At 66.4% G+C, this 25,094-nt stretch carries 26 protein-coding genes and 1 pseudogene; 8 read left to right on the forward strand and 19 right to left on the reverse strand.

What is annotated here, in order from left to right:
* Window positions 1–4: 4 nt before the first annotated feature.
* The 7 genes and pseudogenes from F6X42_RS05750 to F6X42_RS05780 all read right to left on the reverse strand — a co-directional run bounded on the left by F6X42_RS05750 (window position 5) and on the right by F6X42_RS05780 (window position 5,003).
* A complete protein-coding gene (locus F6X42_RS05750; RefSeq protein ID WP_018437257.1) occupies window positions 5–157 on the reverse strand; it encodes a DUF6496 domain-containing protein in 153 nt (50 codons plus the stop codon).
* A 115-nt stretch (window positions 158–272) separates the two neighbouring features.
* On the reverse strand, window positions 273–944 hold the full coding sequence (locus F6X42_RS05755) for a hypothetical protein (RefSeq protein ID WP_312892494.1): 672 nt from the start codon (window positions 942–944) through the stop codon (window positions 273–275).
* 8 nt (window positions 945–952) lie between these two features.
* Entirely contained in the window at window positions 953–2,359 is a 1,407-nt protein-coding gene (locus F6X42_RS05760) for a selenium-binding protein SBP56-related protein (RefSeq protein WP_187633279.1), read from the reverse strand.
* A gap of 126 nt (window positions 2,360–2,485) precedes the next feature.
* A pseudogene (locus F6X42_RS05765) lies at window positions 2,486–2,584 on the reverse strand (ABC transporter permease); the annotation flags it as partial.
* A 130-nt stretch (window positions 2,585–2,714) separates the two neighbouring features.
* Entirely contained in the window at window positions 2,715–3,599 is an 885-nt protein-coding gene (locus F6X42_RS05770; protein ID WP_187633280.1) for a TauD/TfdA dioxygenase family protein, read from the reverse strand.
* 166 nt (window positions 3,600–3,765) lie between these two features.
* A complete protein-coding gene (locus F6X42_RS05775) occupies window positions 3,766–4,206 on the reverse strand; it encodes a zinc-finger-containing protein (RefSeq protein WP_187633281.1) in 441 nt (146 codons plus the stop codon).
* A gap of 113 nt (window positions 4,207–4,319) precedes the next feature.
* Window positions 4,320–5,003 (reverse strand): DJ-1/PfpI family protein, encoded by a 684-nt coding sequence (locus F6X42_RS05780; RefSeq protein WP_187633282.1) that lies wholly within the window; start codon window positions 5,001–5,003, stop codon window positions 4,320–4,322.
* Window positions 5,004–5,154: 151 nt separating this feature from the next.
* Between F6X42_RS05780 and F6X42_RS05785 the strand changes: the two genes are divergently transcribed.
* On the forward strand, window positions 5,155–6,129 hold the full coding sequence (locus F6X42_RS05785) for a GlxA family transcriptional regulator (RefSeq protein WP_187633283.1): 975 nt from the start codon (window positions 5,155–5,157) through the stop codon (window positions 6,127–6,129).
* A 41-nt stretch (window positions 6,130–6,170) separates the two neighbouring features.
* Here the strand turns inward: F6X42_RS05785 and F6X42_RS05790 are convergent, their stop codons facing one another.
* The 12 genes from F6X42_RS05790 to F6X42_RS05845 form a co-directional block, all read right to left on the reverse strand.
* Window positions 6,171–6,731 (reverse strand): hypothetical protein, encoded by a 561-nt coding sequence (locus F6X42_RS05790; protein ID WP_187633284.1) that lies wholly within the window; start codon window positions 6,729–6,731, stop codon window positions 6,171–6,173.
* 301 nt (window positions 6,732–7,032) lie between these two features.
* Window positions 7,033–8,028: a vWA domain-containing protein gene (locus F6X42_RS05795; protein WP_187633285.1), complete on the reverse strand. Its 996-nt coding sequence runs from the start codon at window positions 8,026–8,028 to the stop codon at window positions 7,033–7,035.
* On the reverse strand, window positions 8,025–8,570 hold the full coding sequence (locus tag F6X42_RS05800) for a tetratricopeptide repeat protein (RefSeq protein WP_187633286.1): 546 nt from the start codon (window positions 8,568–8,570) through the stop codon (window positions 8,025–8,027). Before F6X42_RS05800 ends, F6X42_RS05795 begins: the two co-directional genes overlap by 4 nt.
* A complete protein-coding gene (locus F6X42_RS05805; protein ID WP_187633287.1) occupies window positions 8,567–9,553 on the reverse strand; it encodes a vWA domain-containing protein in 987 nt (328 codons plus the stop codon). Before F6X42_RS05805 ends, F6X42_RS05800 begins: the two co-directional genes overlap by 4 nt.
* On the reverse strand, window positions 9,550–10,473 hold the full coding sequence (locus tag F6X42_RS05810; protein ID WP_187633288.1) for a calcium incorporation protein MxaA: 924 nt from the start codon (window positions 10,471–10,473) through the stop codon (window positions 9,550–9,552). Before F6X42_RS05810 ends, F6X42_RS05805 begins: the two co-directional genes overlap by 4 nt.
* Entirely contained in the window at window positions 10,470–11,369 is a 900-nt protein-coding gene (locus F6X42_RS05815; RefSeq protein WP_187633289.1) for a DUF58 domain-containing protein, read from the reverse strand. The genes F6X42_RS05810 and F6X42_RS05815 overlap by 4 nt, the downstream gene beginning before the upstream one ends.
* A 23-nt stretch (window positions 11,370–11,392) precedes the next feature.
* On the reverse strand, window positions 11,393–12,415 hold the full coding sequence (locus F6X42_RS05820; RefSeq protein WP_187633290.1) for an AAA family ATPase: 1,023 nt from the start codon (window positions 12,413–12,415) through the stop codon (window positions 11,393–11,395).
* Between the two features lie 208 nt (window positions 12,416–12,623).
* Window positions 12,624–13,628 carry a LysR family transcriptional regulator gene (locus tag F6X42_RS05825; protein ID WP_187633291.1) on the reverse strand — a complete coding sequence of 335 codons (1,005 nt, stop codon included), beginning with the start codon at window positions 13,626–13,628 and terminating at the stop codon, window positions 12,624–12,626.
* Window positions 13,629–13,633: 5 nt separating this feature from the next.
* Window positions 13,634–14,407, reverse strand: a complete 774-nt coding sequence (locus tag F6X42_RS05830; RefSeq protein ID WP_187633292.1) for a hypothetical protein — start codon at window positions 14,405–14,407, stop codon at window positions 13,634–13,636.
* Complete coding sequence (locus tag F6X42_RS05835; RefSeq protein WP_187633293.1) at window positions 14,404–15,315, reverse strand: substrate-binding domain-containing protein; 912 nt, start codon at window positions 15,313–15,315, stop codon at window positions 14,404–14,406. Before F6X42_RS05835 ends, F6X42_RS05830 begins: the two co-directional genes overlap by 4 nt.
* A gap of 32 nt (window positions 15,316–15,347) precedes the next feature.
* The gene (locus F6X42_RS05840; RefSeq protein ID WP_187633294.1) at window positions 15,348–15,767 is read right to left on the reverse strand and encodes a c-type cytochrome; all 420 of its coding nucleotides are present in this window, start codon (window positions 15,765–15,767) and stop codon (window positions 15,348–15,350) included.
* A gap of 162 nt (window positions 15,768–15,929) precedes the next feature.
* A complete protein-coding gene (locus F6X42_RS05845; protein ID WP_187633295.1) occupies window positions 15,930–17,747 on the reverse strand; it encodes a methanol/ethanol family PQQ-dependent dehydrogenase in 1,818 nt (605 codons plus the stop codon).
* Window positions 17,748–18,169: 422 nt separating this feature from the next.
* On the opposite strand from F6X42_RS05845, the gene F6X42_RS05850 reads away from it, so the two are divergent.
* The 7 genes from F6X42_RS05850 to F6X42_RS05880 all read left to right on the forward strand — a co-directional run bounded on the left by F6X42_RS05850 (window position 18,170) and on the right by F6X42_RS05880 (window position 24,997).
* Complete coding sequence (locus F6X42_RS05850) at window positions 18,170–18,568, forward strand: 4a-hydroxytetrahydrobiopterin dehydratase (RefSeq protein WP_187633296.1); 399 nt, start codon at window positions 18,170–18,172, stop codon at window positions 18,566–18,568.
* Window positions 18,569–18,827: 259 nt separating this feature from the next.
* Window positions 18,828–19,853, forward strand: a complete 1,026-nt coding sequence (locus F6X42_RS05855) for a beta-ribofuranosylaminobenzene 5'-phosphate synthase family protein (RefSeq protein WP_187633297.1) — start codon at window positions 18,828–18,830, stop codon at window positions 19,851–19,853.
* A 70-nt stretch (window positions 19,854–19,923) separates the two neighbouring features.
* Entirely contained in the window at window positions 19,924–20,850 is a 927-nt protein-coding gene (locus tag F6X42_RS05860) for an NAD(P)-dependent methylenetetrahydromethanopterin dehydrogenase (RefSeq protein ID WP_187633298.1), read from the forward strand.
* Between the two features lie 11 nt (window positions 20,851–20,861).
* Entirely contained in the window at window positions 20,862–22,085 is a 1,224-nt protein-coding gene (locus F6X42_RS05865) for an ATP-grasp domain-containing protein (protein WP_187633495.1), read from the forward strand.
* Window positions 22,048–23,091: a methenyltetrahydromethanopterin cyclohydrolase gene (mch, locus tag F6X42_RS05870; protein ID WP_187633299.1), complete on the forward strand. Its 1,044-nt coding sequence runs from the start codon at window positions 22,048–22,050 to the stop codon at window positions 23,089–23,091. Before F6X42_RS05865 ends, mch begins: the two co-directional genes overlap by 38 nt.
* On the forward strand, window positions 23,088–24,089 hold the full coding sequence (locus tag F6X42_RS05875; protein ID WP_187633300.1) for an ATP-grasp domain-containing protein: 1,002 nt from the start codon (window positions 23,088–23,090) through the stop codon (window positions 24,087–24,089). The genes mch and F6X42_RS05875 overlap by 4 nt, the downstream gene beginning before the upstream one ends.
* Complete coding sequence (locus F6X42_RS05880; protein WP_187633496.1) at window positions 24,089–24,997, forward strand: triphosphoribosyl-dephospho-CoA synthase; 909 nt, start codon at window positions 24,089–24,091, stop codon at window positions 24,995–24,997. The genes F6X42_RS05875 and F6X42_RS05880 overlap by 1 nt, the downstream gene beginning before the upstream one ends.
* Window positions 24,998–25,094: the final 97 nt, after the last annotated feature.

The following is a 25,094-nucleotide window of genomic DNA, read 5'->3' on the forward strand; positions in this document are numbered from 1 at the left end:
CAGCTTATTTTTCGCTCTTCTTCGGAATCTTCGCGCCCGACTTGCGCGCCTGATTCAATGCGATCGCGACAGCCTGCTTGTGCGGCTTGCCATGCTTCGACTCGGTCTTGATGTTGTGCGACACGGTCTCTTTCGATGTACCTTTCTTCAGCGGCATGATCTTCTCCGGTTTAGGTGACGACAGGAAAAATCAGGACCCGCACGCAATTGCGTTCCTGCACCTGGACTGGCCAGCATACGCTGTGCCCACGACCGCATCGGCCGCGTCCGGATCACCCCGAAAAACCCGCCGCCGCCGCATTCAACGCCAGCGACACGCCCCCCACCAGAATCAGACTCGACGCCCACACTGCATCGAGATTGAACCAGCTGCGCGACACGAACTTGAGCCCGAGGTAGCGATACACGAGCCATGCGAGCACGCCACCGGCCATCGTCATCGCAGCCGCATGCACCGCGGAAACCGACAGCGCCATGCGCAGACTCGTTTCGATCAGCGCTTGGGCGGCTCTGTGCGCGCTGTCCATGTCGTCGGCGCGGCACAGACCGAGGTAGATCGGCACCAGCATCAAGCCAGCGCCGTGCGCGATCGCCACCGCAAAAGACCATAGCGCGAGCCGCGACGGCGGAATTCTCGCCAGCACGCGCGGATGACGCCGGCGCATCAGCAACACCAGACCGAAGCCGATCACGAGCACGCTCGCGCCGATCTGCATCTGGCGCTGCCATGCGAGCACGCTCGCGAGCATCGCGAACGGCAGCATCATCAGCAGTATGGCGAGCGCGTGTCCCGCCGCCAGATAAAGAAGCGCCACCAGCAGCGCTTGCGAGCGCCGCTGCATCAGCGCGTTCGACACCGCGAGGGGCCACCCCATCGCCGGATTAAGTCCGTGATACACACCGCTCGCGACGACGGCCAGCCACAGTGCCGCTTGCGGCGACACCGCGCCGCTCAAACGCCCACCGACGGATAGCAGAACGAATCGGTCGAGCAGTCGCCGCCTTCGAGGCGGATCTGGTGCGCGCGATAGCCGGCGGGAAACTCGACGAAGTAGTCTTCGGCGAGCTTCAGACCGCCATCAGAATCGGCATGCGCCATCACTTGCACGCCGGGCACACCATCCGGGTAAAACTGATCGTCCCACGTCGAGTAGAGCGAGTTGGTCCAGTAGATGCGCTTGCCGTCGCGGCTGATCTCGACCATCTGCGGACCGCCGGTGAAAGCTTTGCCGTTCGGATGCGGCGTGCAACGTTCAATGCCACCGATGCGCACCGAACCCGTCAATGTCGGCTTGCGCGGTTCGGTCACATCGTACTGGCGCATCTCGCCGGTGCCCCAGCACGACACGTAGAGGAATTTATCGTCGATCGAAAGATCGATGTCGGTGACGAGCGGCGGCACCGCGCCGAAACCTTGCAGCAGCGGCGGCAATTCGTCGGCATGCGCGGGCTCCGGTGGAATGGTCGCGGTCTTTTCGATGTGGAAGTGGCCGCCTTCGCGCCACCAGGTCCAGATCGACCCTTCCAGATTCGTCGTATCAACCACGACGCCGATAAAGCCGTACTCGCGGCTCGGATCGTGCGCGGGCCGCACTTCGAGCGCCATCTGATGATTCGCGCCGAGGTCGAGCGTCTGCACGTTGCGCCTGCCGCGCAGATCCCAGAAGTGCACGCGGTGGCCGTATTTGTTCGCGAGCAGATCTTCGGGCACGATACCGTTTTCGAATTGCGGCGGCAGCGCCCATTCGGTCGATACCATGTAATCGCGCGGCAGATTCCACCAGAAGTCGTAATGCTTTTCCTGCGCACCGCGCTCGATCTCCCAGCGGCCCAGCACCTCGAATGTTTGGCAGTCGATGATGAAGATGCCGGGCGGCCCGTCGGTGCCGTCTTTGCCGCCACCGCCGAGCGTGCTCACGTAGATGCCCTCCGGTCCGCAATGCACGGTGTGCGGACGCGAATAGCCGGTCTTGCGGAAGATTTCCTCCGGCTCGATGATCTTGTGAATCTTCGCCTGAGTCGGATGCGGTTTCGTATCGACGATGTAGATGCGCGACGAGCGCATGCCCGGAATGATCAGATAGCGTCGTTCCAGAAACGCGTGACCCGTCAACGGCGATAGCGCGGACGAACATGCGTTCCAGCCGAAGTGATGGAATTCGTCGCCTTTGTTCGGCACCGGCACCGTGTGGACCACCTGGCTATAGGTCGGCGAACCGGGTTTCACGTCGATCACGGCAAGCGCGTCGGGCTGCGAGAAATCCGGACTGAGCAGCACCGTGTACGCGTATTCTTCCGCCGGCGCATCCATCGCGAGCTTCGGCGATGCATGAAAGGTAGGATCGGGGCGCATTCCCATGACGGCACTCTCCCTGTCGTTCTGAACGGAAACCCGGCCCGCCAGGAATCGAGCCAGCGCGTAACCTTAGATTTGTAGTCCACACCAGCGACGGACGCAACCGGAAATTTTCGCCGACGCAACGCGTTACTGCTGCACGCCCCAGCGCCGCACAGTCACGCGTTCGAGCGTATCGAACACAAGATGCTCGACTAGCAGACCGATCACGATCACCGCGGCAAGCCCGACCTTGTCGAGGCAATGCAGCGCGCGTTCGTGGGCTTCGGCCTTCGACAGCGGGCGAAATCGGCTCAGCATTGAAACTCCAGTCGGCGTGCGGTGTGACGGGTGTCGTTGCGATCGAAAACGTCGCGCTTCAGAACGGCACGTCGCCCTCGATCGTCGTGCGATACAGCTTGCGGCGCAGATGATCGGGTGTGCCGGCGGCGAGATGCATCACCGAGCGGTTGTCCCAGAACACCATGTCGTGCTGGGCCCATCGATGCTGGTATAGATGCTCGGGCCGCACGCTGTGCGCGAAGAGTTCGTCGAGCAAAGCGTTGCTGTCGTGTTCCGGCAAACCGATCACGCGCGTCGTGAAGTGCTCGCTGACGAATAGCGCGCGGCGCCCCGTCTCCGGATGCGTGCGCACGATCGGATGCACGACCGGCTTTACCTGCGCGATCTGCTCGGCCGACAGATTCGGCCGCCACGGGCTGCGTTTTTGCAATTCCGCGTACCTGGCCAGATAGGTGTGCTCCGCGCTGCGTCCTTCGACTGCGCTGCGCAGATGCGCGGGCAACGTGTCCCACGCCAGATGCATGTTCGCGAACAGCGTATCGCCGCCCTCGGCCGGCAGTTCCTGCGCGTGCAGCAACGAGCCGAGGCTCGGCTTGTCCTTGTACGACAGGTCGGAGTGCCAGTAGTGACCGGCGTCGCCGAGACCGATCGGCTTGCCGTTCTCGATCACGTTCGAGACGACCAGCACCTCGGGATAGCCGGGCAGACCGAACTGATTCAGCACGTGAATCTGCAGCGGGCCGAAGCGGCGGCTGAACGCGATCTGCTGCTCCGGCGTGATGCGCTGGTCGCGAAACACCAGGACGTGATAGTCCAGATGCGCGCGGTGAATTCGCGCGAAATCGTCGTCGCCGAGCGGCTGGCCGAGATCCAGTCCGACCACTTCGGCGCCGAGCGGCGCATCGAATGCGCGGATCTCGAAGGATTGAGCGGCAGCGGCAAAAGCATCACCGGTAGTCATCACAGGACTCTCTTCGTCGAAACTATTCAGCGGGCGCCTAATGGCGCGGTCATTGCGACGAATGTACCGGCCCGCGCGCGCGATGCCAACGAAGGAAATGCTATACGGTTATCTGCCGGAGTGATAAACCCGATGTTGGGGCAGTTGGTCGGCTGGCCGCATCGCGCTATCGCGTGCGCCGAGCCTCGATAAAAGCCTCGACATAACGCAACGCCTGTTCGCACTGCTCAGGCGTGAACGCGTGAATACTCGCCGGAACCGGATCGAAACCAAGCTCGGTCGCGACCCACCGGATCGCTTTCGCGCGGGCTTCGAACGCGTTGACGCCATCGCGGCGCACCTTCCCGGCAACGAGCGGTTCAAGCGCATCGTGCAGCTTGCTCTTCGCCTCGCGCAACGTCGCGTCGGCGAGGCGGCCGAGCGGCAGGTTATGTTTGCTGCGCGAATAAACGCCGATCCACGCCTGACACGAAATGCAGATCCACAGCGGCCCTTGATCGCTGCGATACGGGTACGACTCGTCGCCGTAACGCGCGAGCAATGCGCGGTTGCCGCAGTAGTCGCATGACGGCTGCGGCAGGGCCTTGACGGGCTTGCCTACGCGCATCGGGAGGGCTCCCGGGCAAATTCGCAGTGCTTCATCGCATCAATCCGGCTGGCGCAAACGGGTAGAGCCACACAGTTTAATGGAATGCCCGCACCCGCATGCAAGGCTCGCGATCACCGAGCCTGCGTCTGCACGATCTCCATCACGACCCGGCGCCGCGCGGCCAAGCCTTCAGCCGACCGTCGCCGGACCAGTTCCACCACCGCTTGCGGCGCCAACGCCGGATCGCCCGCGTCGAACGGCGGCGCCGGCGCATATTCGAGTTCGAGCTGAATCGCCTGCGCCTCTTCGACGCCCGCCAGTTCGGCAGCCACGGTCAAGCCGAAATCGATGCCCGCCGTCACGCCGCCGCCCGTAATCAGATTGCCGTCGCGGACCACACGCGCATGCGTCGGTATCGCGCCGAGCGGTTCCAGCAACGAGTGGAACGCCCAGTGAGTCGTCGCGCGTCGCCCGCGCAGCAAACCGGCCGCGCCAAGCAGCAATGCGCCGGTGCAGACCGACGTCACGTAGCGCGCGCTGGCGGCCTGGCGGCGAACGAAGTCGATCGTTTGCGCGTCTTGCATCAGGTCCGTCACGCCGCTTCCGCCCGGCACACAGATCACGTCGAGCGGCGGGCAGCTTTCGTAGGTCGTGCTCGGTGTCAGCACGAGCCCGTTGCTCGACACCACGGGCTCCCGCGTCTTCCAGACCAGATGCATCGTGGCGCCCGGCAACGATGCGAGCACGTCATGCGGGCCAGTCAGATCGAGTTGCTGTACTTTCGGAAACACCAGAAAACCGATTTGCAGGTTCATAGGGATGCCTTATCGAAGGAGAAATCGAAACCTGTCGTCTGCCACTTCTTGCAGGTGGACGGATCGATTCTATGCGGGTAGGCTGTGGCAAGACTGCCATTTACCCCTTGGTTTCTGCCACACGCTATCACGGCCCTCATCTACACCCGACATGTCCAGCGCTCCCCGCTCCATCGTGCTGCTCGCGTTCCCCAACATGCAACTGCTGGACGTCAGCGGTCCGCTTCAGGTATTTGCTTCCGCCAATGAACTCGTCGCGCAGCGCGGGCTCGACAAACTTTACGCGCCACGCGTCGTGGCAGCCGAAGCCGGCCCCGTCACGTCGTCGTCAGGACTCGCGGTAATTGCCGGTTCGCTACGCTCGGTGAAGGCGCCGGTCGATACGCTGATCGTTCCGGGCGGCTGGGGGATTCGCGACGCATCGGCCGATCAGCGTCTGATCCGCTGGACTCAGCGCCACGCGCCGCATTGCAGACGCGTCGCCTCGGTCTGCTCGGGCGCGTTCGTGCTCGCGGAGGCGGGGCTGCTGGACGGCCGGCGCGTCGCCACGCATTGGGGGCGTTGCGACGAACTCGCGCAGGCGTATCCGCAACTGCATGTCGAAGCCGATCCGATCTTCATTCGCGACGGCGCGATCTGGACGTCAGCTGGCGTCACTGCCGGTATCGACCTCGCGCTGGCCATGCTCGAAGAAGATCACGGACGCGCGTTGGCGCTCGACGTCGCGCGCGAACTCGTCGTGTTTCTGAAGCGGCCGGGCGGTCAGTCGCAATTCAGCGCGACGCTGTCGCTGCAACATGCCGACGACCGTTTCGGCGAATTGCATGCATGGATGACGTCGCATCTCGCATCCGATCTGTCGGTCCCCGCGCTCGCGCGACGGCTTCATATGAGTGAGCGCAGCTTCATGCGCCACTACAAGGCGCAAACGGGCCGCACGCCCGCCCGCGCGGTCGAGCAACTGCGCGTCGAAACGGCGCAGCGCTTGCTGAGCGAAACATCCTGGTCGATCAAACGGATCGCGGCGCGATGCGGATTCGGCAGCGAGGAAACGATGCGCTGCAGCTTCGTGCGTCAGCTGCGCGTGGCGCCGCAGGTGTATCGCGAGCGTTTTTCGTCGACGTGACGTCCTCGGCCGGCGCGCGAGGCACGCCTGCTCCATATCAGTCAGAAGCGATGTTTGACGATGAGCGTCGCGCCCGTATCGTGCGAATGCAGAATCGCCACGCGCGCGGTGCCGGAAAACACCCAGTCGTTGATCGTCAACGACAAACGTCGTTGCGGTGACGCACCGATCGACAACACGGAACCGTTCATCTGAACGATGGACACTTGCGGCCCGGTCGATGGCCCCAGATGCAAAGGATTCGTGGCATCCTGCGTGGCAGCCCGCGCGCCTGGTTCGGACACCGGCGCGAACTCCGGTCCGGACGACGCCAGCGCCTTCGCGGTAGCGAGCTGGACATCGCGCGTCACGTCCACGCTATAGAAGTTCTGCATTTGCGGATAGAACGGCTTGCCCTGATCCCCCTGATACTCCATCGCATAGCGCCGCTGCTCGAAGTAGTGCCGAGGCTCGGGAATCGGCGGCACGACTTCGACGGGGGACGCGACGATGTTGGCAACCATCATCCGTTCGGGCGCATCGCCAGTGGGGCCGCCCGCAAACGCGTAGCCGCTCATCACGATGCATATCGCTCCGACCACCCTCTCGTTTTGGCACGCCATCCATGCCTCCGTGAAGGAATTGAAACGTCACATGACTCAGCGCTCGGGTCGAACCGCGCGTGTTACAGCGCCGCTTGCATTCAGACATTGTAGTCAGTCATTTGCGGACCGATAGGTCAATGTGTGAGGTGATGCACGGAAGCGCTTTCAGGCATCGAAGACCGGCAAAAGCGACTTGAGCAAGCCTCGCGAGTCGAACGATCCCGGCAACTCTTGCGAGGTTCCGGAAGCAACTATGCGATTCGGCTGGATGCCTGCACGTTCAACCGTTGCAACATCAACGGTCGCGCGCTCGCGGTATTCAATCGACCCGTGTCGGCCGGCCATTGAATGCCGGCGCAACGAGCGAAACGATCGTTCGAATGCGCTGTCGCCAGACGCGCTGCCAGGCGAGAACGGCATCGGGCATGAAGCGCGCGACGAGCAGCAACAACGCGAGCAGCGCGGGACACCAGCGCAGATCGGTCGGCACCGGTTCGCGGCGGGCGAAGTGTGCATCGAGCAACGCATCGCCGAATGTAGTCACGTTCAGCAGGCGCCGATAATCGAGGCCGGTCTGCCCGGCCACCGCCGCCAGGTACTCGCCTTGCAATTCCGACAATTCCTCGTGCGTATGCGCCTGCCCACTGGAGCCTGGCGCGGGCGGGGCCTGGATCACGTCGTCGGCCTGCCAGTAGCCGATCCGGTTGCCGTCGGCGTCGGTCTTCGGGATCGCCGCGGGCTGGTCGCCGCCAACGCCGATCAGCCAGCCCCTGATCCGTGCGGCGTTGATGCCCTCCATCAGCGGACGCGACGCCGACACCGGCGGCGCCTCCTGCCCATCGGTGACGAACGCGATGGCCGCGCCGCCGCCCACCTGCTGCGCGACGCGCACGGCCGAATAGACGCCGCCCTCGGCGATGCGGCTCCAGTTGGTCCAGCGCATGCGCCCGTCGATGCCGTCGAGCGACACCAGCAACGCATCGTAGTTGCCGCAGACTTCGACCGGCGACATCAGCAGCAACACCCGCTGCCCGGTGAAGACGCTCCAGCCCACCTTCGAGCCGCACGGCAAGCGCCCGAGCGCGTCGCGCATCGCGGCCTGTGCGAACTTGAGCCGGCTGACCGGGGCGCCGTCGAGCACCACGTCCTCGACGTCCATGCTTTGCGTAATATCGAACGTCACGATGTAGTTGAACGTGTTGCGCGGCAACGTGACGTCCGGCATCGCGACCGCCGCGATCAACGCGGCGAGCGCGAGCGGCGTCAACGCGTGACGCAAGCTCGCGAAGCCGCGCTCGCGCGAGACGCCGCTCATGGCAAGTCCTGGCTCTGCGGATCGCGCAGGGTGACGTTGTGCTGCTCTTTGACATCGGGACCGGCGAGCGCGGACGGCGTTTCCGGCGCAAGCCACAGCGCACGCTCGAGGTTATAGCGCGCGTCCCAATCGTCAGGCGCCGCGCGCAGCGCGAGCCGATAGCGCGCCTTCGCCTCGCCGATCATCGCGAGCGATCTGACGGCCTGCGCGGTGTCGCCGCTGCCTTCGCGCAGGTACAGGTTGCCGAGATCGAACAGCGCCGCGCGGCCGACTTCGTCAGGCGGGCTGCCCTCGGGGATCAGACCGTTATAAAGCCGCGCCGCCGCGTCATAGGCGCCCGCCTTCGACAGCGCTATCGCGCGGGCCAATTGAACCTCGCGCGCGTCGTCGCCGGCACGCCGGTCGCGCGCAGCGGCGTTCGTCGCACGAATGGCCTGATCGACCTGCTCCGCGTGCTGCAAACGAACGAAGCCATACGCGGCCCACGCGGCGCAGCAGATCGCCACGGTGCCGAACAGCGTGTGGATCAACGTGCGCCTCATGTCCAGCTCCTGACCTGCAACTGGTGCAGCAGCACCAGCAGCGCCGTACAGAACAGCGCGAGCGCGAAACAGTACGGACTCAGCGCGTGGCGAGGCAGATGTTCGACGAACGTCGTCGTCGCGTTCTGCTGCCTGTTGATCTCCGCGATCGCCGCCATCATCGCCTTCGGGTCTTCGGCCTGAAACAGCCGGTAGGGCGTCCTCAGGGTAAGAAAGAAGCGATGCAGTTGCGCTTCGGCCGAGGTTCCGCTGACCGGCAGCGCCGCGTTCAGATTGGGACTGAAGACGCTGCTGCGCAGGTAGATGAAGTACAGCGCGATCTGGTCGCGCCGCAGTCCCGACTCGATGCGCCGTCGCATCGGTTCGTCGAGCAGCGCGCCGCCATCGGACACGAGCACGATCGCGCGGCGCCCCGACGACAGGCGCCCGTCGAATTGCGCGATCGCCGCGAGCATGCCGCGATCGAGCTCGGTATCCGGCATGCCGCGGCCAATCGCCGTGGCCGCGACCGCGGCCTCGATCACGCGATGGTTGTACGTGAACGGCATCGCCAGCACGGGGTTGGTGCCGAACATCATGAACGCGAGCCGGTCATTCGGCCGCTGCTCGACGAAGCGCGTCAACGCGGCGCGCGCCACACGGTTCTTGGAGTCGCCGCGCGGCGACTCGACGCCCTTGCTGCCCATCGGCTCGTCCATGCTCGCGCTGCGGTCCATCAGGATCAGGATCTGCGCGCCGCTGCCCGTGCGCAGTACCTGCAACTGCGAGCGCCCCGGCCCCGCCAGCCCGACGACGATCGCCGCGATCGCCAGCGCCGCGCCGCCGCGCGCGAGCCAACCGGCCACGCACCCGAGCTCGTCGGCGGGCAGCCATGCGACGCTCGAAAACACCAGCGTGTCGCTGCGTCGCCGCAGCAGCGGCAGCGCGGCGAGCGGCAGCAGCACCAGCATCCACGGATAGGCGAAGTCGAGACTCATGGTCATCGCTGATGGCGCCTCTCCGCCCGATACAACGCACGGCACAGCGCGTGCAACGACAACCCGGCGGGATTGTCGACGGCATTCGGCGCGGGCGTGAAAAAACGCTCGGACGACGCCTGATAGAAACCTTCGAGCTGCGCGCGCAGCGGTTGCAGATACGGCGCGCGAGCGAGCAACGCGGATAGCGAGGCCAGATGCACGACTTGGCCGGCGGTTTCGTTCAGCGCACGATGCAGGCAGACCCACGCTTCGCTCGATGCAGCGGCTGACGCCTCAGGCAGCCGTTGCATCTGCCGCCATGCCCGCGCGAACGGCAGCCGCGCCGACTCGCGCAGGTTGCGCGCCCACCACCAGCCCGCCCACGCGAGCAGCGTCGCGATCAGCAGGCCGAGCGCCCACGTGATCTGCCGACGCCAGCCGGCCGTACCCAGCATCGGCGCCTGACGATCGGGCCGCAGCGGCTGCAAGTCCCCCGCGGCGAACGCCGTTTGCGGCGTCAACGGTCCGATGCTCGCCGGCCATTCGGCGACCCGCAATTGCGTGCCCGCCGCCGACGTCAACATCAACGCTGGCAACGTGATCTGCATGAGCGTCTGCGGCGCGTTGACGACCTGATAGGCGATCACCATCCACTTGCGGCCGTTGGCATCGGTTTCGAGCGTCACGGGCCGGCGTTCGAGCCACACGCCGGTGCGCCCGACCGAAGGCGGCGTGACCGCGCCCACGTCCTGACCGTTGGCCTCCAGCAGCACGCGCTGCGTCAGCACGTCGCCGAGCACATAGCCGAACGCGCGCGGCTCCTGAACCCGCGCAGTCACCACGGCGGCGCTGGCCGTCGCGCACGCGGCGCCGCATAGCGACGCGATCAGCACGCGCATTGCCGCCCGGCGCGCAACACCACCGCGCACGCCCGGCGCGCTCATGCCGTCAACTCCAGAAAGTAGCGCGACATCGCTTCCGGATCGAACCCGCCTTCGACATAGAACGGCCGGATGCCGCGCGCGCCGAACCCGGCGGCGAGTTCGTCGCGACGGCGCGCGACGCCTTCGCGCCAGCGTTCGCGCACGCCTCGGGAGAGCCACACGCGCCGCTCCTCGCCGGACTCCGCATCGTTGACGGCCAGCAGCGACGCGTGGTGCGGCGGCGTGATCTCGGCCGCGTCCCACACGACCATCGGCACCACGCACGCATGCACCAGCATGTCGAGTACCGGAGATAGCCGCGCGAGCGGCCAGTGGAAATCGGACACGATGAACACGAGCGCCTGGCGTCCAGCGATACGGATCGCACACCGCCGCAATGCTTCGACGGCCACACGCGCGGCCTGACCATCCGTCTGACGATCCGCCGCGCGCGCCGCCGCCTCAGTCGCGCATTCGCGCAGCATGCTCGCGAGCAGCGCGCCGGTGCCTCGACCCGTGCGCGCCGGCATGAACAGATCGTCGCGCTCGCCGCTATCGAAGGCCAGCATGCCGAGCCGGTCGCCGACCCGAAACGCGCTATGGCCGAGCGCCTCGACGAAATCGGCGGCGACCTGCAGCTTGGTTTGACGACTGCCGAACCGCATCGAGGCCGACACGTCGACGATCGCGAATACCGGCACCGCGACGCGCTGCAAATGCACGCGCACGAGCCACTCGTCGCGGGCCGCACGCAAGCTCGCGCGCAGATCGAGACGGCGCGGGTCCGGATAGTCGAACAGCCGGCCGTGCATCGCGAACTGCTGACCCGAGCCGAAGCTCGAGCCCGGATGCGACCCGGGCCGCGCGCCGGCCGCGCGCATCGGCAGACGGTAGTGGAATTCCGCGGTGCCGTTCATCGTGGTGTGCGCGCCGGCGCCGCTCAGCGAGGCACCGCGACGTTCGCGACGATCCGCGCGATCAGCGCTTCGGCCAGCGCCTGGCGGCGCAACTCGTAGATCGGCGTGAAGAACACGCGATGACCGAGCGCCGGCAGCAGTACTTCGTGGATGTCCTCCGGAATCAGATGCGTGCGGCCCGCGAGCCACGCGACCACGCGCGCGGCCCGCAGCAGCGCGCTCATGCCGCGCGGGCTCGCGCCCGCGAGAATCAACTGCTGCATGTCGACGCCGTCGAGCGCGATGCCGAAACGCAGCGGCGTCTCCGTCGCCTGCCAGATATCGAGCACGTAGCGCTCGATCGTCTCGCTCGCCTGCACGCCTTGCTGGATCGCCGCGCCGATCCGGTTCAGTTGCTCCCACGGCACGATCGACGGCGTCAGTCGCGCGAGCAGGTCGTCGACGTCATGGAACATCGTGTCGAAGACGAGGCTGCGCCGCGCGTCCACATCGGCCGGCGTCGGCATGTTCAGCTCGAACAGGAAGCGGTCGCGCGCCGCCGACGCGAGCTCGAAGGTCTCTTCCTTCTCGACCTTGTTGCGGTCGGCGTACACGGTCATGTGCGGAAAGCGGTGTTCGCGGCCGAACGCCCACACGGAACGCTCGGCCATCGCGCGCAGCAGCAGCGATTGAACCTGCGGTCGCGCGCGATTGATCTCGTTGAAGAAGAACGTGGTCAGCTGCTCGCCGTGGCGCAGCAGCGGGCCCGGCTCGATGCGTGGCTTGCCGTCGGCATCGACATAGGTGTGGTAAACGAGGTCGCCCGGCATCAGATCGATCGTGCCTTCGACGCGCTCGAAGTCGCCGCCGACCACGCGCGCGAACGCCCGCAACACGGTCGTCTTGCCGACGCCGACGCCGCCTTCGAGCAACACGTGGCCGCGGGCGAACAGCGCGATGTTGATGAGCCTCAGCGTTTGCCGCTGGCCGACGACGACTCTCGCGACTTCGTCTTCGATCAGCTGGGCGTGAGAACGCCAGTCCTGAAGCTGTTCGCCAGAAACCATCGCTGCGATCCCCTTCCGTGGTGGCGGGCGTTTGATTGCGCGACGCGCCAACGTCGGCGCGCTTCGAGACTCGCCAGCCTTCCGTTCAAGCACGGTTTATGCCGGTCACGCCAGCGGGACGCAGGAGTTAAATCGAATCCGAAAAGTTGGCAGCCTGTCACGACAGCCGGGTACAGACTGTGCCATCGACGGTTGCGCGGGTATAACGCTACTGCTTCGCACCGACCGGCGGTTTCGCAAACACCCCCGCAAACGCCGCGTATTCCTGCTCCAGATGCACCGCCGCATGGTCGAGCAGAAACTGCCGGAACATCATGCTGGTCGGCGAAAGCTGCTTCGAGCGCAGATGCACGATCTGCCACGTGCGTTCGATCGGCGTGCCGTTCACGTCGAGCAGCGCGATCTCGCCGGTGCGCAATTCCAACTGCAACGTATGCAGGGAGATCAGGCTCACGCCCATGCCCGCCATCACCGCCTGCTTGATCGTTTCGTTGCTGCCGAGCGTGACGGTTTTCGCGGGCGTGAACAGATGCTGCCGGAACATCACCTCGGCCGCGATGCGCGTACCCGAGCCCGGCTCGCGCAGCAGGAAGGTGTCGTGGCGCAATTCCTGCAGATCGAAGCGGCGCGCGCCGCACAACGGATGATTCAACGGCGCGATCACCACCTGAGGATGATTCGCGAGCGGCTCGGCCGTCGTATCGAGTTCGGGGGGCGGGCGGCCCATGATCGCGAGATCGATCGCGTTGTCCTGCAACCAACGCAGCAACGCGTCGCGATTGCCGACCGAGAAGTGCACGTCGACTTTCGGGTAGAGATGCGAGTACATCGCCAGCAGTTTCGGCGCGAAGTAGGTCGCCGAACTGACGATGCCCACGTTGATCGAGCCGCTGTCGGCTTGCTTCAGCGACATCATCGCGTCTTCGGTATCCTTGATTTCGCCGAGAATGCGGCTCGCGTGATGGGTCAGCACCTCGCCCGCTTCGGTCAGCGTCAGCTTGCGCGCGACGCGCTCGAACAGACGCAGGCCGACCGCATCTTCGAGCTGATGAATCTGCATCGACACTGCCGGCTGCGTCAGATGCAGCTCCTCGGCCGCGCGCGCGAAACTCGTATAGCGGCTCGCGACGACGAAGATCTGCAACTGCCGCAGGGTCAGCGTGCGAATGAAATTCAGCTTGACCCGGTTCGTCGCGAAACTCGCGTTCTGCATTTGATTCAGCGACTCGCTCGCGGCGCATTCGATGACGGTTTCGCCGGCGCCTTGCCCGGCGACGGCAACTTGTTCAGTGCGGATTGAAAGCTCAACGACTCCGTATGCGCCGGGTGCGCGAAGTCATTATTGGGTCCCGGCACGTCGGTGCGAATCTGCACGACCTGACCCGGCACGCCGTCGGCGAGCAGGAACGTGTAGCGCTTGCCCGTGTATTGCGCGAAACGCTCCGCGTTCGGATCGTTCAGATACGGCTGCACGACGATGCGCCGCGCGCTGACCGGCTTGCCGCCAATCTCGCTCGGCACGCTGTCGATCTGCGGCCCCGCGGCGAGCGCGAGACGCAGACGCTGCTGGAAATAGCGGCGCTGGCCGCCGGTGAGACCCTGCATCTCCGCGATGTCGTGTTCGAGAAAATAGATGATCGCCGGATTGCACTGCAGGCCGCCGATCGGCAGGTTCACGCTGCCGCTATGGTCGGAGACCTGCGCATCGCCTTTCGCGTTGTCCTCGCTCAGCACCAGCACCTTGACGACGTCGGCGCTGCGCGACGGCTGCCCGGAATCGATCAGCGCGTAGTCGAGCTCGGTCTGCGCGGCGACGCCGTGCAGATGATCGGTTAGAAAAATCAGCCGCTCGGCCGGCGTGATCTCGTCGCTGCCCGGCGCCGACGCCGGGCTCGCCGCGCGCGCGGCGGCCGGCGCGAGGCACAGTACGCACAGCGTCCCCATCAGCGCGGCGCGTGCCGCGCGCAGCCATGCGCCGCGCGCGCGCGTCATTGCGATGCGTCGCCGGGCTTCGCCGCCGGCGCGTCGACCGGTTTGAGCATCGGCACCTGGTAGGTCGCGAGGATGCTGTCGATCTTGTCGTGATTCGCGCCGATCCATTGATCCACCTTGTCCTTCCATGCCTTCTCGCCGTAGCGCACACCCATCGAAATCGTGTAGTCGAAGCGGATGCCGGGCCCCGCCGGGAACGGCACGAGCCTGACCGAGTCGCCGGCGCGCTTCGCGAAGTAGCCGGCGATCGGCCCCCACAGGAACACCACGTCGACGTTGCCGGCTTTCAGGTCGTGTTCGATCATCTGCCCCGGGTACATGGCCGGATCGCCGCTTTGCACCTGGTACGACACCGCCTGGTCGATCAGGTTGTGGCCGAGCAGCCAGTCCACCGCGGGGGTTTGCGAAAAGATGCCGAAGCGCAGCTTGTGGAGTTGATCGGGCGGCAGCTTGAGCAGGTCGTCGGGGGTCTTGATGCTCGCGAACTCGGGACGGTTCGGCAACACCATCGCGTAGGTCGAGCGCAGATAGGGCTGCGTCGTCGACGTCATGTCATAGCCCTTCGGCACGCCGATGATCAGGTCGCAGCGATAGCGGCCGCTGCCGTCATCCTTCTCGCGCAACGTGTGGCGCACGAAGCCCATGCGCTGCGGAAAGTACGTGTATTCGAGCTTGTAGCCGAAGTCGCTGGCCATCTGGGCCGCGATGCGGTTCTCGTAGCCCTCGCCCTTGTCGTTGGACAACGGCATGTTGTTCGGGTCCGCGCACACCCTCAGCACGCCGTCAGCGCCGTCGTTGTTCGGCAGTTCGGGGCCGTCCGCCCGGACCGCGGCACTCGCGAGCGCCGCCCCGCATAGCGCGGCGGCGATGATGCCGACATGCACGGACATGCTTCTCTTATCACGCATCGTAAGCCTCCGGAAGAATGACGGCGCGGCGTTTATTTAGCGTCGATGGCCTGCAGATCGCCCGGCTTGATCTGTCCATCGGAGCGTCCTTTCAGATACGCGTAGAGGTTTTCCCAGTTCTTCTGCATCATCTGGCTGGTGCTGAAATCGGGCATGCCCTTCTCCACCCGGCCGCCGAACACCGTGCGATGAAACTCGGTCTTGTCCAGCGTCTTGAACGCGTCGATCAGCGACGGTCCGACCATGCCCTGCTGCTGCGCGCCGTGGCAGCGTTCGCAAGCGAGCGCGCGCCACGTCTTCCAGCCCTGCAGCGTATTAGTGTCGACCTTGCTGCCGTCGACCACCTTGTACGCGACCTGCGCAATCGACGGATTGTTCTGCGCGTATGCGACGGGCAGCACGACGAGCGCCGCGGGCAACACGGTGAGCAACAGGATAGATCGGCCTTTCATGCACATGTCTCCATCTGAAATAAGCCGCGCCCCGATGCGCTTCATCGACGCATCCACCAGACGGGCACGATTGGGGTGATTCACTGGCCTCGCGAGGCTGATGGGGCGGCCGTGCCTGCTCGGGCCGCCCCGCTCGTTCAGCCGTTCGATTGAGCCGTTGGTTCAGCTCTTTTCACCAGGAATCGCGAACACGAACAGCGTGCCGCCGAGCGCGGTGTACTTCGCGAGCTCTTTATAGCCGCCGACCGCGCCCAGACCTTCGGTCGGCTTTTCGAGGCCGGCCGCCATGCCGATGCCGGCCCAGCCGCCGATGCCCGAGTAGACGCCGACGTACTGCTTGCCCTGATACTCATACGTGAAGACGTTGCCGATGATTCCGGATGGCGTCTTGAAGCGCCACAGTTCCTTGCCGTCCTTGATGCGCACCGCCTTCAGGTAGCCTTCCAGCGTGCCGTAGAACGCGATGCCGCCCGCGGTCGCCAGCACCCCCGACCACACCGAGAACTTCTCCGGCTTCGAGTAGACGATCTTGCCCTTGCTCGCATCCCACGCGATGAAGTTGCCCATCGCGTTGCCCTCGTTGGGGCCCGGATACATCGACAGCGTGGCGCCGACATACGGCTGTCCGGACACGTAATCGACATCGAACGGCTCATAGTCCATGCAGACGTGGTTGGTCGGCACGAGGAACAGATGCGAGTTCGGATCGTACGCCGCCGGTTGCTGGTCCTTCGAACCGAGTGCCGCCGGGCAGATGCCCTTCACGTTGTGATCGGAGCCGGCCGCCTGCGTCGAGTACGCCGCGTTGCGAATCGGCAGGCCGCTTTGCAGATCGACACGGTCGGCCCAGTTCACCGCCGGGTCGTACTTCTGCGCGACCAGCAGCTGTCCGGTTTGGCGATTGAGCGTATAGCCGAAACCGTTCCGGTCGAAGTGCACGATCGCGGGCACCTGCTTGCCGTTGATCGTCAGATCGGACAGGATCATTTCGTTGACGCCGTCATAGTCCCATTCGTCGTGCGGCGTCATCTGGTAGACCCATTTGGCCGTGCCGGTATTCAGGTCGCGCGCGAAGATCGACATCGACCATTTGTTGTCGCCCGGACGTTGCGTCGGGTTCCATGTGCCCGGATTGCCAGTACCGTAGTACACAAGATTGAGTTTCGGATCCCACGCATACCAGCCCCACGTGGTGCCGCCGCCGAGCTTCCACTGATCGCCCTTCCACGACTTCAGCGACGAATCCGCGCCCACCGGCACCATCTGGCCATTGGCGTACGTCATCGTCTTTTGCGGGTCGAGCAGCATGTCGTTGTCGGGGCCCGTGCTGTACGCGGTCCAGACCGGTTTGCCGGTCTTGATGTCGTACGCGATCAGACGACCGCGCACGCCGAACTCGCCGCCCGAGATGCCGGTCAGCACCTTGTCGCCGAATACGTGCGGCGCGTTGGTGTTGGTTTCACCGGCTTTCGGATTGCCGTTCTGCGCGGTCCACACCACCTCGCCCGTCTTCGCGTTCAGCGCGACGAGCTTGGTGTCGGCCTGCTGCAGGAAGATCTTGCCATCGCCGTATGCGAGACCGCGATTGACGGTGTCGCAGCACATCACGGAGACGACCTGCTCGTCCTGTTTCGGCTGATACTGCCAGAGGAACGTCTGATCCTTCAGGTTGACCGCAATCACCTTGTTAGGAAACGGGGAGTGGATATACATCGTGTCGCCGATCACCAGCGGCGCGCCTTCATGGCCGCGTAGCACGCCGGTCGACATAGTCCATGCGACCTGCATTTTGCCGACGTTGTTCTCGTTGATCTGCTTGAGCGGGCTGTAGCGGTGATTCGCATAATCGCCCGCCTGGGTCGCCCAGTTGGATGGGTTTTTCATCAGTCCGTCGAGCTGCGAATCGGCCTGCGCAGCCAGAGAGCTAAAGGCTGCGGATGCGAGGATCGCGAGCCCAAGAACCACAGTGCGTAAGTTCATGTCTCCTCCAGAATTGTCCTGCGTTCAACTCACGAATGACCCACGCTACCTCATCGCATCGGCGCGCCTTCTCGAGTGCAGGTAACGATTAACGCCCTATCCCGATTCGATGTCAGGCTTCGCGACGCATGAACGGCCAATGCATATTCCATGCCGGAATAGCGGCAACCTTTGCCGCTCGTGCCGCTCGTGCCGCGCGGACCCGGCGACCCGGCACGCTCGGGCACGGGCGGCGCCCGGGCGTCGCACGGATGCTCGCGCGGCGGTAAGCTGGAGGCGATGCGTCACGCGATGCGGCACATACTGTGTCACTTGCGTGATACGAATCGTGTCCTTTGCGAATCACACGCCGCGGCGCTGGCCTGTCCCTTGCACCGATGCTTCGTTCGGCGAACGATTCGCGCATTCGAGGAGCAACAGCCATGGCAAACACCGAGCACGTCTATACCGACGAAGAGATCCAGCAGCGCCTCGCCGGTCCGCTGCAACACTGGTATCTGGAAGAGGGCTGGCTGCGGCGCAAATACCGCACCGAGGGCTGGAAGGGAACGCTGATGGTGGTCAACACCGTGGGCCACCTCGCGGAAGCAGCGTGGCACCATCCGGATCTGACGGTCTCGTACGCCTTCGTGATCGTCAAGCTGAAGACGCACAGCGCGAAGGGCATCACCGACAAGGACTTCGCGCTCGCGACGAAGATCGAATCGGTGGTCCACTGGCAGCCCGGCCTCGAGGACAGCCCGCTCGAAGGCACACCGTCCGACGATCAGCGCTTCCGCTATATCAAGTACGACGCGCCGAAACCCGCGCAAGGCAGTTGACGCGGGCGCGTATCGCCGGATGAAACAGCGCGTGACACAGCGCGCCTTCGGCGTCACACAGCGTCCATGCCGCAGCGAAACCGCGCCGCGCGCGGCGGGTCATGCTGAAGATTGCAGCGGGCCCAACCCGCTGCGGCAACCGTTGCGCGCGGCTGGTACGGCTTTCGCTTGATGTCGCCGGGCACACTGCCGCCGGACCCCGCAAGGCCCCCGCGGTCCAACCCAGTCTCGCGCACAAGGACACCTGAGGACACTCGAGATGCCGCTTCAGCTCCGCCGCCTGCCGCCACGCGCCCCTATCACGATCGATGCGCCCGCGCGGCTGCATCTGGGCTTCCTCGATCCGAACGCGTCGCTCGGACGTGCGTTCGGCAGCCTGGGGCTCGTCATCGATACGCACGGCACACGGATCGAAGCGCGGCTCGCCGAACGCGAGCAGATCGGCGGTGCGGTGAGCGCGGCCGAGCGCGAGCGCATCGCGGTGAGCCTCGCGCGACTGCAGGCTGCCTATGGCCCGGCGACGCTCGCGATCGAGGTGCTGGAGGCGCCGCGCGCGCACACCGGCCTCGGCTCCGGCACGCAACTGGCGCTGGCCGTCGGCACCGCGTTCACGCGCCTCGTCGGCCAGCCGGCGAGCAGCGCCGAACTCGCCAGCCTTCTCGGGCGCGGCGCGCGCTCCGGTATCGGCATTCTCGGTTTCGAGTGCGGCGGCCTGCTGCTCGATGGCGGCCCGCCCGGCGATCTTCGTCAGAGCGTACCGCCGCTGCTGTCGCGTCAGCCGTTTCCGCAACCGTGGCGGCTGCTGCTCGTCAGCGACAACAGCCGCGAGGGCTTGCACGGTGCCGAGGAACGCAGCGCGCTCGCGTCGCTCGCGCCGTTCCCGCAGCGGCTCGCCGCCCATCTGTGCCATCTGGTGCTTATGCAGATCCTGCCCGGCGCCGCCGAGCACAACTTCGCGCCGTTCGCGCATGGCCTCACCGAGCTGCAGCAGACTATCGGCGAATACTTCGCGAGCGCGCAAGGCGGCGTGTTCGCCAGTCCCGACGTCGAGCGCGTGCTGCGCGCGGTCGCCGCCGAACGCACCGCCGGCATCGGCCAGACCTCGTGGGGCCCGACGGGCTTCGCGGTGCTCGCGAGCGCGCGTGAAGCCGAGCGCGCGCTCGCGACCGCGCGCGCGGTGGCGAGCGCGATGCCGCATATCGAATGCAGCGTCGTCGCGGGCCGCAATAGCGGCGCGTCGATCAGCGGCGCCCAGCCACGCGCGCCGCGCATCGACGCCGCATGATGCGCGGCCACGCGCGACATGGCGTTGCCTTGCGCCGTCCCCGAGATTGCCACTGAAACGAGCCCCTGCCATGTCAGAAACCATTGAAAGGCCCTATGTCCTGCACATGTTCACGGCCACGCCGCAGATGAGTCCGTTCGACGTCAACATGGCCGCCGACGCCGGCTATCAGGTCATCGTGCCGTATTGCAACGTCGAAGCGGGCATGGTTGCGAATCTGACGCAGGACGCGATCTTCTCGCGCGGCCCGAAAGGGGTGTCGCGCACCGGCATCTTCATCGGCGGACGCGATGTGATGCAGGCCGCCGATATGCTCGACACGGCACGCAAGGCAATGGTCCCGCCGTTCGAGGTCTCGGTGTTCGCCGATCCGAGTGGCTCATATACGACGGCTGCCGCGCTCGTCGCGCTGGTCGAGCGGCACCTGGGCAAGCAGCACGGCGTCGAGCTGGGCGGCAAGCGCGTGCTGATTCTCGGCGGAACCGGCGCGGTTGGGCGCATCGCGGCGGCGATCGCCGCGTCGCGCGGCGCCGACGTGACGATCGCGAGTCACCACGACCGCAATCGCGCGCTAGGTGCGTCGGCCGAACTCAACCAGCGTTTCGGCATCTTTACCAACGGCATCGGCACCACGACGCCGGACGAACTGTGCGGCGCGCTCGCCGACGCGGAAATCGTGCTCGCCACCGCGGTCGCGGGCGTGCAGGTGGTCGGCAGCGACGACCTCGCGCATGCGAAACGCCTGCTCGTCGCCGCCGACGTCAACGCGGTGCCGCCCGAGGGCATCGCCGGTGTGAACGTGATGAACGACGGCAAGCCGATCGACGGCGTGCCGAACGCGGGTGCGATCGGCATCGGCGCGCTGGCGATCGGCAACGTCAAGTATCAGGTCGAGCATCGGCTGTTCATGCGCATGCGCACGGGCGGCAAGCCGGTCTACCTCGGCTTCCCGCAAGCGTACGACGAGGCCCGCGCGGTCGCGGCCGGTGTCGGCTGAGAGCGGCCATGATGAAGTCGCACCGACCGCTCACGCATGCGCCGTTCGTCGCGCTCGCCGGCTTGTCCGCGCGTTGGCTCGCGCAGTCCGCGGCGCGCGCCGGCCTGCACGTCGCCGCGCTCGATATCTTCGGCGACCGCGACACGCGCGAGGCCGCCGAGCTTTGGTTCGACATTGGCGCCGGCGGTGGCGCGCTCGCGCTCGATCGGGCGCGGCTAGTCGATGCGCTTGCGCGCGTCGCGCGTCTGCCCGGTTTGCTTGGCTGGATTAGCGGCAGCGGGCTCGAACCCTGGATGCCGCAGTTGTGCCGCGAATCCGGCTTGCCGCGCTTTCTCGGCAACGATGCCGAGGCGATCGCGGCCGTGCGCGAGCCGCGGCGTTTCTTCGCGCTGCTCGACGCGTTGCGCATTGCGCATCCGGCTGTATCGTTCGAGCCACCGGTGACGGCCGAGGGCTGGCTGTCCAAGCGCGCGGACGGCTGCGGCGGCACGCATATCAAACCGGCATTGGGACCAGACGCCGCGAGAAATTCGACGCACAGCTACTTTCAGCGCATCGGCCAAGGCCGCTCGTTGTCGGCGCTTTTCATCGGCGCGCACGGCCGCGCGCATCTGATCGGTTTCGCCGAGCAACTCACCTGCGCGATCGGCGATCTGCGCTTCGTGCACGCGGGCGCGATCGGGCCGATCGAGCTGCCGCCAGCGCTGATCGCGCACGCGCAGCAAGCACTCGACGCGCTATGCGCACGCACCGGTCTGGTCGGCATCAACAGTTGCGACTTCCTGTCCGACGGCGCCTCGTTCGACGTGCTCGAAATCAACGCGCGCCCTTCATCGACGATGGCGCTCTACGAAACCGCGTCGCCCGATGCATGGCCGGCCGGCCTGCTCGCCTGCCACCTCGACGCATGCCGCCACGCTCGCGCGCCGTCGGCCGCGAGCCTCGCGCTCGCTCGCGAGCCGCGCTGGCGCGCCGGCCAGCGGGTGCTGTTCGCGCATCGGCCGTTCAGCGTGTCGGCGGCGTTCTCCGACACCTGCCTGCGCGATCCGCAATGCCGCGACGTGCCGATGCCGGGCACCCGCGTCGACGTAGGGCAGCCGGTCTGCACGCTGCATGCGCGAGCGGCATCGGTGGACGCGGTACGCACCGCGCTCGACGCGCAGCACGAACACGTCGTCCAACGAATCGAAACCTGCGATGAACCCGACCATGCCTGCCTCCACGCCCATTACTGACGGCTCACCGCCCGCCGCATTGCCGAGCGTGAACGCGTTGAGCGAGCGCCTCGTCGCGCGGCTCGTCGATCAAGCGGCGCACCTCGGCGTCGCGCTGACCCGGACGGCCGACGGCACCGTGATCGCGGATGCCGGCGTCGACGCACGCGGCAGCCTCGACGCCGGCGTGCTGATCGCGCGTATCTGCATGGGTGGTCTCGGCCGCGTCGCGGTGCGCGCGAACGTCGACGCCGCGCCGCTGTGGCCGACGATGCTGGAAGTCAGCACGTCAGCGCCGGTTCTGGCCTGTCTCGGCAGCCAGTACGCGGGCTGGAGCCTGTCGGCAACCAGGGAGCAGACTGGCGGCAAGAAGTTCTTTTCGCTCGGCTCGGGGCCCGCGCGCGCGCTCGCGGTCAAGGAGCCGCTATTCGACGAGCTCGGCTATCGCGACCGCCACGAACGCGGCGCGCTGGTGCTCGAAGTGGACCGCCTGCCGCCGTCCGTCGTGATCGACAAGGTGCTGCACGACTGCGGCCTCGCGCCCGACCACCTGACGCTGATCGTCACGCCGACACACTCTGTCGCGGGAACGGTACAGGTGATCGCTCGGGTCGTCGAAGTTGCGCTGCACAAAGTGCACGTGCTCGGCGTGCCGCTCGACGAGATCGTCGCGGGCACGGGCTCGGCACCGCTGCCGCCGCCCGCGCCCGACGGCATTCAGGCGATGGGCCGCACCAACGACGCGATTCTGTACGGCGGCCGCGTGCATCTGACCGTCATGCACGACGAGATCGCGCAGCGTCTCGCCGACAGCCTGCCCGCCGCCAATTCGCGCGACTACGGCCGGCCGTTCGCGGACGTCTTCACGGCCGTCAACTTCGACTTCTACCAGATCGATCCCGCGCTGTTCGCGCCGGCCGAGGTGTGGGTTAGCAGCCTCGAAAGCGGCGCGACCTATCATGGCGGCCGCCTCGATGCCGGCCTGCTGCACAAACAGTGGGGCGGCGAGTCCGTCGCGCGCCGATGATCTCGCCAGGCCTGCGCATCGCGGTCATGACCGACGAAACCGGCTGGCACACCGGCCGGCTGAAAAAAGCGTTCCGCGCGCGTGGCGCAGAAGCGCGTTGTGTCGATCTCGCGGATTGCCGCATCGACACCACATGGCTGCCGCACGGCCTCGTGGTGCCGGGCTTCGGCCGGGCGTTGCCGGACGCCGTGTTCGTGCGCGGCATCGCCGGGGGCACCTTCGAACAGGTGACGCTGCGGCTCGGCATCCTGCACGCGCTGCGCGAATCGGGCGTACCGGTCTACAACGACGCGCGCGCGATCGAACGCAGCGTCGACAAGTCGATGACGAGTTTCCTGCTGCATCGCGCCGGCGTACCGACACCGGCCACCTGGGCCGTCGAATCCGCCGCGTTCGCGCAACGCGTACTGATGCGCGAAGCGGCCGCCGGCCGCCAGGTCGTGCTCAAACCGCTGTTCGGCTCGCAAGGCCACGGGCTCAAACGGCTGGGCGCACGCGGCGGGCTGCTCGCGCCGTTGCCGTCGCTCGCGCGCTATCGGCAGGTTGCCTATCTGCAGCGCTTCGTCGCGAGCGGCCGGCCCGGTTTCGACTGGCGCGTGCTGGTGATCGGCGGCAAGGCGGTTGCGGCGATGCGGCGCAGCGGCGGCAAGGGCTGGATTCACAACGTCGCGCAAGGCGCGCGCTGCGAGCCCGCCGAACTGACGGTCCCGCTCGCGCAGACCGCCGTGCGCGCAACCGCCGCGCTCGGGCTGGACTACGCGGGCGTGGACCTGATCCCCAACCCCGACGACGCCGCGCTGCCGCTCGTGCTCGAAGTCAACGGCGTGGCCGCGTGGCGCGGGTTGCAGTCGGTCGTGCCGCTCGATGTCGCGGCGGCGCTCGTCGACGATCTGCTCGATCGCAAGCTCGCGGCGCAGCGGCGCGCGAACGAGCAGGCCCGGCAAGCCGCTAGCGCCGGATCGCCCGAGCAGTCTGCGCAGCGCCGCGCTCGCGCGTGATGCCCGACACTCGCGCGATCCCCTTCGAGCACGCGCGCGCGGCCTTCCTCGCAGCCTGTGCGCTCGACGTCACCACGCCGAAACCCGGCAACGTCAGCACGCAAAGTCCGGGGCACGGCATGGACGCGGCGCAGTTCCTGGCTAGCGCGGACGCGTCGCTCGACGCGCTGTTCGCGCGCGGCGCCAGGGTCGGACAGCGCATTCTCGACGCGGTCACGCGCACCCGCGCGGCCGTCGGCTGCAATACGAATCTCGGCATCGTGCTGCTCGTCGCGCCGCTCGCCGCGGCCCTCGACGCAACCGGCGACCGGCCGGTGTCGGCGCAAACGTGGCGCGCGGCCGCGGGCGACGTGCTGAGCCGCCTCGACATCGAAGACGCACGGCTTGCCTACCGCGCGATCGCGCTCGCCAATCCCGGCGGTCTCGGCGACGCGCCCGAGCAATCGGTCCACGCGCCGCCGACGGTGGGGCTGCGCGAAGCGATGCGGCTCGCCAGCGAGCGCGACAGCATCGCGCGGCAATACGCGAACGGTTTCGCGGACCTGTTCGACACCGGCCTCGCCGCGTACGACGACGCGGCGCCGCAGGCGCACCCAACCGCGCCCGGAAATCCAGCCGAACGCGCGATGCTCAACGTGTTTCTTGCGTTCCTCAGCGGCTGGCCCGACTCTCACATTGTGCGCAAGCACGGGCTCGCGCTGGCGCAGAGTGTCACGCTGATGGCACGCGAGCAGCACGCGCGCTGGCGCCAAACACCGCCGGCCATACGCCCCTCGGCAAGCGATCCGCAGCTCGATGCCTGGGACGCCAAACTGAAGGCGCAGGCGATCAATCCCGGCACCAGCGCTGACCTCGCGGTGGCCACGCTGTTCGTCGCGCGCTGTGTCGAAGGGCGCGGCGAACCCTGAGTCGCACGGCCGGGCACGACCTGAACGTGTGCGCCGACATCCCCGCAGCCCAACTGGCACGGAACCTGTTAGTTAGTACCGCCGTGCATTCCCGCAC

Source organism: Paraburkholderia podalyriae (assembly GCF_014397785.1).
Taxonomy (GTDB): Bacteria; Pseudomonadota; Gammaproteobacteria; order Burkholderiales; family Burkholderiaceae; genus Paraburkholderia; species Paraburkholderia podalyriae.

Bases quoted from the DNA above. Each gene is read 5' to 3' on its own strand.
- F6X42_RS05750 (WP_018437257.1), bottom strand. From the start codon at position 157: ATGCCGCTGAAGAAAGGTACATCGAAAGAGACCGTGTCGCACAACATC.
- F6X42_RS05760 (WP_187633279.1), bottom strand. From the start codon at position 2,359: ATGGGAATGCGCCCCGATCCTACCTTTCATGCATCGCCGAAGCTCGCG.
- F6X42_RS05770 (WP_187633280.1), bottom strand. From the start codon at position 3,599: ATGACTACCGGTGATGCTTTTGCCGCTGCCGCTCAATCCTTCGAGATC.
- F6X42_RS05775 (WP_187633281.1), bottom strand. From the start codon at position 4,206: ATGCGCGTAGGCAAGCCCGTCAAGGCCCTGCCGCAGCCGTCATGCGAC.
- F6X42_RS05780 (WP_187633282.1), bottom strand. From the start codon at position 5,003: ATGAACCTGCAAATCGGTTTTCTGGTGTTTCCGAAAGTACAGCAACTC.
- F6X42_RS05785 (WP_187633283.1), top strand. From the start codon at position 5,155: ATGTCCAGCGCTCCCCGCTCCATCGTGCTGCTCGCGTTCCCCAACATG.
- F6X42_RS05790 (WP_187633284.1), bottom strand. From the start codon at position 6,731: ATGGCGTGCCAAAACGAGAGGGTGGTCGGAGCGATATGCATCGTGATG.
- F6X42_RS05795 (WP_187633285.1), bottom strand. From the start codon at position 8,028: ATGAGCGGCGTCTCGCGCGAGCGCGGCTTCGCGAGCTTGCGTCACGCG.
- F6X42_RS05800 (WP_187633286.1), bottom strand. From the start codon at position 8,570: ATGAGGCGCACGTTGATCCACACGCTGTTCGGCACCGTGGCGATCTGC.
- F6X42_RS05805 (WP_187633287.1), bottom strand. From the start codon at position 9,553: ATGACCATGAGTCTCGACTTCGCCTATCCGTGGATGCTGGTGCTGCTG.
- F6X42_RS05810 (WP_187633288.1), bottom strand. From the start codon at position 10,473: ATGAGCGCGCCGGGCGTGCGCGGTGGTGTTGCGCGCCGGGCGGCAATG.
- F6X42_RS05815 (WP_187633289.1), bottom strand. From the start codon at position 11,369: ATGAACGGCACCGCGGAATTCCACTACCGTCTGCCGATGCGCGCGGCC.
- F6X42_RS05820 (WP_187633290.1), bottom strand. From the start codon at position 12,415: ATGGTTTCTGGCGAACAGCTTCAGGACTGGCGTTCTCACGCCCAGCTG.
- F6X42_RS05825 (WP_187633291.1), bottom strand. From the start codon at position 13,628: ATGCAGAACGCGAGTTTCGCGACGAACCGGGTCAAGCTGAATTTCATT.
- F6X42_RS05830 (WP_187633292.1), bottom strand. From the start codon at position 14,407: ATGACGCGCGCGCGCGGCGCATGGCTGCGCGCGGCACGCGCCGCGCTG.
- F6X42_RS05835 (WP_187633293.1), bottom strand. From the start codon at position 15,315: ATGCGTGATAAGAGAAGCATGTCCGTGCATGTCGGCATCATCGCCGCC.
- F6X42_RS05840 (WP_187633294.1), bottom strand. From the start codon at position 15,767: ATGAAAGGCCGATCTATCCTGTTGCTCACCGTGTTGCCCGCGGCGCTC.
- F6X42_RS05845 (WP_187633295.1), bottom strand. From the start codon at position 17,747: ATGAACTTACGCACTGTGGTTCTTGGGCTCGCGATCCTCGCATCCGCA.
- F6X42_RS05850 (WP_187633296.1), top strand. From the start codon at position 18,170: ATGGCAAACACCGAGCACGTCTATACCGACGAAGAGATCCAGCAGCGC.
- F6X42_RS05855 (WP_187633297.1), top strand. From the start codon at position 18,828: ATGCCGCTTCAGCTCCGCCGCCTGCCGCCACGCGCCCCTATCACGATC.
- F6X42_RS05860 (WP_187633298.1), top strand. From the start codon at position 19,924: ATGTCAGAAACCATTGAAAGGCCCTATGTCCTGCACATGTTCACGGCC.
- F6X42_RS05865 (WP_187633495.1), top strand. From the start codon at position 20,862: ATGAAGTCGCACCGACCGCTCACGCATGCGCCGTTCGTCGCGCTCGCC.
- mch (WP_187633299.1), top strand. From the start codon at position 22,048: ATGAACCCGACCATGCCTGCCTCCACGCCCATTACTGACGGCTCACCG.
- F6X42_RS05875 (WP_187633300.1), top strand. From the start codon at position 23,088: ATGATCTCGCCAGGCCTGCGCATCGCGGTCATGACCGACGAAACCGGC.
- F6X42_RS05880 (WP_187633496.1), top strand. From the start codon at position 24,089: ATGCCCGACACTCGCGCGATCCCCTTCGAGCACGCGCGCGCGGCCTTC.